Here is a 7,192-nt window from a genome sequence, read left to right as displayed (position 1 = left end):
CAAGTAATGCCATACTTCCTTCAGCGTCAGCCGGTCCTGCCGGATGGACCTACCTGACGTATAGAAGATATTCTGATAACAAGATTATGTCCGTCTCCTTCGGCGAGACAAGCTATTTCGAAACCGAAGTTTCTAACGGGGGAGACACATCGGCTCCGATTATTACATCAGAAAAGGCCGGAAGCGGAGTTGTCTCAATTATTTACCATGATGAGAATCACGATATAAGAATGGCGCTCTCAACGGATAATGGTGCCCACTGGACTGTGTCCAGCGCTATTTCCAAGGGTTACTATCCATTCATCGATGTTATGAATTTCAGTAGAAGATGCGCCCTTGCGTTCATTGATTACACTACCGAAAATATCTACTACTCTTCCGCTGAAAATCTTCAAGCGCTGCCAACCGTAAGCCCTGTTGTTGTATCAGAACAATCAGTATTCATGGGTGGTCCACCAGTAATCAGACATGGGGGGCTGACATCAGGAGTATCCCTTTTCTACATGGGTCCCGGAACAGGAGGGCCTGAACCTCAGGATCTCTGGTTCGACAATTCTCTCAAAACTGAATCGAATCCTGAACCTGAATTATCCGGAACGGATTTTTCAATGAGTCCTAATCCGTTCACATCCTGTCTTTCCATCGAATTCAGTTTCACAGAGCCAGGTGAATGCGCACTTGATCTCTACTCCATGAATGGCAGACTCGTTGAATCGATTTACAGCGGTGTAACAAGCAGAGAAACGGTTCAAATTGGTGAACAATTGCCAGCTGGTATCTACAGTGTTGTTCTCCGAACCGGTGATTCAATGACTACAAGAAGGGTTGTGAAGCTCTAGCCCTTACAAGATCAGTAACAAAAGCGGCTGCCGGGCATTTACCCGGCAGCCGTTTTTCGAATAAGCCTGTCAGAAAATCGATTTCCGTTCTTCGATTCGCATCGATATCCTGCAGCATACTTGATCTGTTTCCGGAAGAGGAAAGCAGGAAATCCAGCATTACAGAAGCTTCCTTTTCAGCAGCTTCCCTGTAACCGAACGGGATCACATTAACAAGTTCCCGAAATAGTTTTTCGATCAAAGAACTCAATCTCGCATGACGCAGCTGGTTGTTCCTCACCCCAGCAAGAGCGCTCAGAGGATTGATAACGCTGTTGACAAGCCATTTTGCCCATCGGACAGTATCCATACTATCAGTAATTTCAATTGGAATTCCGCAATCCTTGAACAGTGACCTCGCGGTGCCGTCAGAAGAAAGAATAAGTTCACCCGGAGTCGTATCAACAAACCGCTGATCCATAAGAAGAAATCCTGCCGTGAGTACAGCAGGTTCTACTCTTTCACTCCACGAATCGCCCCATTCGGTTTCAAGACCCATGCCGTTTGTAAAGCAGATACAGCGGTTTGAAGTAGAACTTTCCGCCAGTGACGAAACATCTTTTAAATCAAAGGCTTTCACTGCGATAACGCAGTATTCACCGTCTACATTATCACCGGCTTCGAATTTATCAACTCTTGCTTCTCCGCTGAATTCTCCTGTGGATTCGAGCCGGATTCTTCCGCGGCCACAACCGGGAGGGCCTATCAGGACAACATCCAGAGAGCATGAAAGAGCAACGGCAAGCCCTGTTCCAACCGCACCGTCACCCCAGATTAATACGCGATCTCTGCTATTTGGCACTTTCCTTTTCGTGTTTCTTATCTTCTTTTTTAAGCTTTTCTATTACTTCCTCGATTTTTTTCTTGCCTTTTTCCTTTGCTTCCTCAAGCTTTTCCCTGGACTCTTCAAGCTTCTCTCTGCTTTCATCGTACTTCTCTTTGCCTAATGTAGAAGCTTCCGCATACTTCTCTTTCCCTGCTGCAATAAGCTTTTCAGCTTCTTCGCGAACCAGGGAATAGAATTCCTCACCCTTCTCTCGAAGATCTTCAGAAGTCACCCTTACTTTTTCTCTCGTCTCTTTGCCTCTGGCAGGAGCGTAGAGAAGCGCTACTATACCTCCGGTCAGTACACCCGCAATGAATGCCCAGAACTCGCCTTTCCCATTATTAGCCATGCTTTTCTCCTTTCACTTTCCACAGCATTTCTTGTATTTTTTACCACTGCCGCATGGGCACGGATCGTTTCTGCCCACTTTTGGCTGATTCCTGACAACAGTACTTTGTCGCCCTCCATCCTGGGGTTTTCTCCCTTCTCCGGGGCTTATATTCGGCAGAACAGCGGAGGGATGCATCGCGTTCCCGCTGACTTCCCGGTTTTCAGGCATGTCACTTCTGGCACTTCGAGGCCATAATGTGAGGACCTGCCGCACGACAAGTTTATCTATCCTGTCCAACAGTTCTTCAAACAGTCCGAAAGCTTCCTTTTTGAACTCAACAAGTGGATCGCGCTGAGCGTAGGCTCTCAGCCCAATTCCGGATTTAAGGTGATCGATTCCGTATAGATGCTCCCGCCACATGGAATCAATTGAACCAAGAACAGCTCGCTTCTCGAGTTCAGCGGACAGCTCAGGTCCGATCCTTTCCTTCTTCATCCTGTAGTAATCCAATATCCTGTCAGCGGCGATATTCCTGGCTTCCTCAGCCGTATGTTCCCCTGAAAACAGATCGGACAGGTCAATTTTCGAACCTGAGAGTTCTCCCAGAAGCACTTGTCCGCGTGTAAGTTCCCATTCCTCAGCCTCGGTATCGTCGGGGATAGATTCAATAAGAATATGCGATGAAACAGCACCTGCCATGTCATCAACTTCTTCCGAAAGATTCTCACCTGTGAGGGCCTGAAGCCTCCTGGAATAGATAACTTCCCGTTGCCGGTTAACTACATCATCATATTCCAGAAGGTGTTTTCTGATTCCGAAGTTGTATTCCTCAACTCTTTTCTGAGCTTTCTGGATGGCCTTTGTGAGCAATGTGTGTTCGATGGGCTCCCCTTCGTCATCTCCGCCGCTTTTCTTCATGAAATCAATGAGTTTTTCGGAGGCAAACAGCCTGAAAAGATCATCTTCAAGCGAAAGGTAGAATCTGCTTGTTCCCGCATCTCCCTGGCGTCCGCTTCTTCCTCGGAGCTGCCTGTCAATCCTTCGCGATTCGTGTCTGGCTGTGCCTATTACGAAAAGACCTCCGGGAAAAGTTGTTCCACTGCCATCTGTAACTTCCTTGATATTCTCCGCGAGTTTAATGTCCGTACCGCGTCCCGCCATATTGGTCGCGATGGTAACAGCACCTTTCTGCCCTGCTCGTGATATTATCTCAGCCTCGCTTTTATGCTGCTTTGCGTTTAGCACACTGTGAGGAATCTTCCTTGCCTTCAGCAGCCTTGAGAGCAGCTCCGATATATCCACAGATACGGTACCGACAAGTATGGGCTGACCCATGGAGTGAAGCCTCTCAATTTCAGCAATAATGGCGTTGAATTTCTCCCGTCTTGTCCGGTAGACCTGATCATTCAGATCCTGACGTACAACAGGGACATTGGTCGGTATTACAACAACATCCAGGTCGTAGATACTCTCGAATTCGTCTGCTTCAGTCTCGGCGGTTCCTGTCATTCCCGCAAGTTTGGAGTACATCCTGAAGTAGTTCTGAATGGTTATTGTCGCAAGCGTCTGGGTTTCGCTTCTTATCTCAACATTCTCCTTAGCCTCAAGAGCCTCATGAAGACCGTCACTGAAACGCCTTCCAGGCATAAGACGTCCTGTGAACTGATCTACAATTACAACTCTGCCATCCTGCATCACATACTCAACATCCTTCTCATATAACTGGAAAGCCCGCAGGAGCTGGTCGATATTATGAAGCGCTTCAGCTTTCCTGGAATGATCAAGGTATGCCTTCTGTTTAAGTTCGAGTTTTTCCTCCTCGGGGATATCCTGCATCTCTATCTCAGCTATCGCGTCCCCGATATCTTCCAGAAGGAAGAAATCCGGATCTTCCAAAGAAAGTGTCTTTCTGCCGTTTTCGGAAAGGGCTATTGATTTTTCTTTCTCATCCATTGAGAATAGAAGGTCTTCATCAAGTTCATGAGTTCTTTTTTCACGAAGGAGGACACCTTCCATCCTCTGAATCGCCTGGAGTTTGTCCGGGTCCTGCAGAGAACGAACGAGTTTTTTCTGTTTAGGGGCACCCTTCTTTGCTTTCAGGTAAAGCAGAGCTGCATCTTCAATATTGCCACTTTCCCACAGTTCATCAGCCTCGGCTGCTATTCTGTTGACAAGAAGTGTCTGCTTTCTGACAAGCTTGTGAACATCGTTTCGGTATTCCTTGTAACGGTTTTTGGATCTTGCAACAGGACCGCTGATGATAAGAGGAGTTCTTGCTTCATCAACAAGAACACTGTCCACCTCATCAACAATAACGTAGTTATGTTCACGCTGGACTCTGTTTTCAAGACGCACAGCCATGTTGTCACGCAGGTAATCAAAACCGAACTGATTATTCGTACCGTATGTAATATCGTTCAGGTACTGTTTCCTGCGCTCCTCAGGAGACATCTCCATCTGGATGCAGCCAATTGATAATCCCATGTATTCGTAGACGCCACTCATCCACTCAGCATCTCTTTTTGAAAGGTAATCGTTTACTGTAACCAGATGCGCTCCCCTCCCGACCGGAATATCCTGCAGCGGTTCAAATTTCCAATCTTCGGGATTATCGCCCCATTCCTCCACCGCGAGTGAAACCCATTCGGGATTAAGCTCAAGAGCGTTCAGGTACATCGGCATAACAGCTACAAGAGTTTTTCCTTCGCCGGTTGCCATCTCGGCAATTCTACCCTGATGAAGAACAACGGCACCCATTATCTGAACATCAAAAGGAACCATGTTCCATTCAAGCTCGCTGCCTGAGACCATCCATGATTTCCTAAGGAGGCGTCGGCAGGCTTCCTTAATCACTGCAAAGGATTCGCACATGATCTCGTCAAGTGTCTCACCCTGAGCTAGCCGAACCCGGAACTGTCTTGTGTAATCCTTCAGTTCCTCTTCAGACAGGGTTTCCAGTTGCGCAGAATACTCATTGGCCTCCTGAACATAAGGCATGAGTTCGCTTGTTTTCTTGTTCTGTCTGTCACCGAAAAAGGATTTAAAGGCTTTCTTGATCAAAATTCCATTCCCCTGTTAATTGAATCGTTATCATGATAACATACACAATATCAGTAAGCAACTCAATAATAATCAACTGCGTATTATTCTGAAATATGCTGACTATTGTACTTCAGAAGTTCTATCTTTTGTTTCTTCACCAGTCCCGGGCCAGGGCGGTCTCCGCAGACATCTTCCAGCGAGAAGAAGCAGCAGAATGCTAATCAATAAGAGCAGCGCGGTTCTCAAACTCATTTATCAAATTCAGTAAAGAGTCGGACTTCACAACAAAAACCTCAGTGGAATCCCCGGTTTGCAGTGCTTCCTGAAAACGTTCCCTGGAATAAACAAGGTCACCATCTCTCAGGGCATCCCTTCCGGAAATGTAAAGTGCCCAGCCGAGATTTCTGGCAGTATCAGGACAATTCCTACTTTCCTGTGCTCTTCTCAAAGCCCATATCCGTCTTTCATCATCTTCTTCCGCTTCTGCCAGTTCAGCACAGGCCTGCCAGTAAGAATAACCTGTATATCCTTCAAGACGCATCCAGTGTATCTGCTCTCTGGACTGCTCGAGCATACCCCCCCGCGCAAGGTTTTCAGCAAGAACGCATCTGTAGAACTCACTGGATGGAGCTTTATCAACCGCATCAGCCGCAAGATTAATGATGCTGTCGCCAGAAACTTCGTTCTGAAGCAGTATTGCCAGCCAGATACAGGCATCAGCGGCAGCAGAATCATCATCTGAAACAGATGTCTCATGGAAATAATCCAGTGAGGCTGATGGGTGAAGATTCATCTCGCGTTCAGCCACTGCGAGGTAATATCTGCATACTCCGCCTCCTCGCACATAAGTCTTAAAATCGAGCAGTTCTTTAAACATCGAGAGATTCCTCAATGCTCTCAAATATTCCGCAAGATACCACTGCTTTTCAGGCTCGGTGTGCCAGGCGGCAAGAGCGGGAACAAGAGCTTCCTCAGGCTGCTCCATTCTGTTGTATACCCATGCGAGTCTATACAGCAGCCAGGAGTTATCCGGATCGTTAATGGTCTCTTCAAGAAGTACAGGAAGAGCTTCGGGCAGGTTTCCCTCCGAGATAAGAGAATCCCCCCTTGAAAATGAAAGCAGAATAATGTAAAACGGCAGGAGCAGTTGCGGCTGCAGCAGTTCTCAGAATCCTGTCAGAGAGGAATCCGGAATTGACCCGCTGCAATGCAGCTGAATAAGGAAAGTGTCAGAAGCTCTCCATTCCAGATCTACAGCTCCAAGTACCCTTCCGGATGAGAAACCATGGAAATCGTACAGCCTTGAATAACCGATATCAAGGGATGCGGTTACATTCGGGTGAAGAGAAAACATCATGGTTCCAACGTAAGTTCCGCTTCCAAGGGTTCTGCCGCCACCTGACATCAGGCTGAAACCGGCCCATCCTGAAAACTCGGGATTGAACCATCCATCATCCGAAGATTGAATAAGCGAAAACTCCGAAGGTTCAAGACCTATAGCAAGAACAGCAGATGATATAGCAAACAAAAATACCAATAATACAATGCGCATTTGTAACTATTCTCCTTTCAGAATACTGTTATAGTAATATATTACCCGAAGAGGCAGGTCAATGTTCCATTTGAAAAAGGCGGTAACGTGGAAAAGTTCAGGTATCCGAAAAATGTTGTATTCAGAGAGGAACCCGAAGGCGGGATACTGTTCGATGTAAACACTGGCAAACTCAAACTTGTGGAGGATGTCGCGTGGGGAATCTGCAATCTTATCGACAAGGGTAAAACCAGAACCGCAATTCTTCGTGAACTTGAAAAACTCTATCCCGAAGAAACCACTCTTGAGAATGATCTCGACCTTTTTCTCAATGAACTTGTCGAGACTGAATTTCTGATATCACTGGAGGAAGACTGATCTTGTTCGTCCCCCCGAGAGAAGCAAATTTACTAATAACACACAGGTGCAACCTTTCATGCCGCCATTGTGGGGTTTACAGCCATGGAAAGCTTCAAGGTGAACTTTCCCCTGCGCAATGGGGAATTGTTCTGGATAAACTCGCGGAAGCAAAACTCCTTACACTCACATTAACTGGCGGTGAACCTTTTATGCGGGAAGATTTT

The 7,192-nt window shown here is 46.8% G+C and carries 8 protein-coding genes; 3 read left to right on the top strand and 5 right to left on the bottom strand.

Annotation, left to right across the window (positions count from 1 at the left end):
- The coding region (locus K8R76_06765) for a T9SS type A sorting domain-containing protein (protein MCD4847876.1) at positions 1-839 on the top strand (839 nt) is incomplete at its 5' end.
- On the opposite strand, the gene K8R76_06760 is transcribed toward K8R76_06765, so the two are convergent.
- From K8R76_06760 to K8R76_06740, 5 genes are all read right to left on the bottom strand, one after another.
- Positions 814-1,680 (bottom strand): hypothetical protein, encoded by an 867-nt coding sequence (locus K8R76_06760; GenBank protein MCD4847875.1) that lies wholly within the window; start codon positions 1,678-1,680, stop codon positions 814-816. The genes K8R76_06765 and K8R76_06760 overlap by 26 nt on opposite strands.
- On the bottom strand, positions 1,670-2,053 hold the full coding sequence (locus tag K8R76_06755) for a YtxH domain-containing protein (GenBank protein ID MCD4847874.1): 384 nt from the start codon (positions 2,051-2,053) through the stop codon (positions 1,670-1,672). The genes K8R76_06760 and K8R76_06755 overlap by 11 nt, the downstream gene beginning before the upstream one ends.
- Before the next feature lie 12 nt (positions 2,054-2,065).
- Entirely contained in the window at positions 2,066-5,095 is a 3,030-nt protein-coding gene (gene secA / locus K8R76_06750) for a preprotein translocase subunit SecA (protein ID MCD4847873.1), read from the bottom strand.
- Between the two features lie 199 nt (positions 5,096-5,294).
- Positions 5,295-6,062 carry a hypothetical protein gene (locus tag K8R76_06745; protein ID MCD4847872.1) on the bottom strand — a complete coding sequence of 256 codons (768 nt, stop codon included), beginning with the start codon at positions 6,060-6,062 and terminating at the stop codon, positions 5,295-5,297.
- A gap of 180 nt (positions 6,063-6,242) precedes the next feature.
- On the bottom strand, positions 6,243-6,629 hold the full coding sequence (locus K8R76_06740; GenBank protein ID MCD4847871.1) for a hypothetical protein: 387 nt from the start codon (positions 6,627-6,629) through the stop codon (positions 6,243-6,245).
- Positions 6,630-6,716: 87 nt separating this feature from the next.
- Between K8R76_06740 and K8R76_06735 the strand changes: the two genes are divergently transcribed.
- Together K8R76_06735 and K8R76_06730 are read left to right on the top strand one after the other, a co-directional pair.
- Complete coding sequence (locus K8R76_06735) at positions 6,717-6,986, top strand: PqqD family protein (protein ID MCD4847870.1); 270 nt, start codon at positions 6,717-6,719, stop codon at positions 6,984-6,986.
- Positions 6,987-6,988: 2 nt separating this feature from the next.
- On the top strand, positions 6,989-7,192 hold a 204-nt coding region (locus K8R76_06730), incomplete at its 3' end, for a radical SAM protein (GenBank protein ID MCD4847869.1).

Origin of the sequence: Candidatus Aegiribacteria sp. (assembly GCA_021108435.1) — a bacterium.
In the GTDB taxonomy this organism is placed as follows: Bacteria; Fermentibacterota; Fermentibacteria; order Fermentibacterales; family JCC-6; genus Aegiribacteria.
Note: the sequence above shows the minus strand (reverse complement) of the source record. Positions and strands in the feature narration are given on the sequence as shown.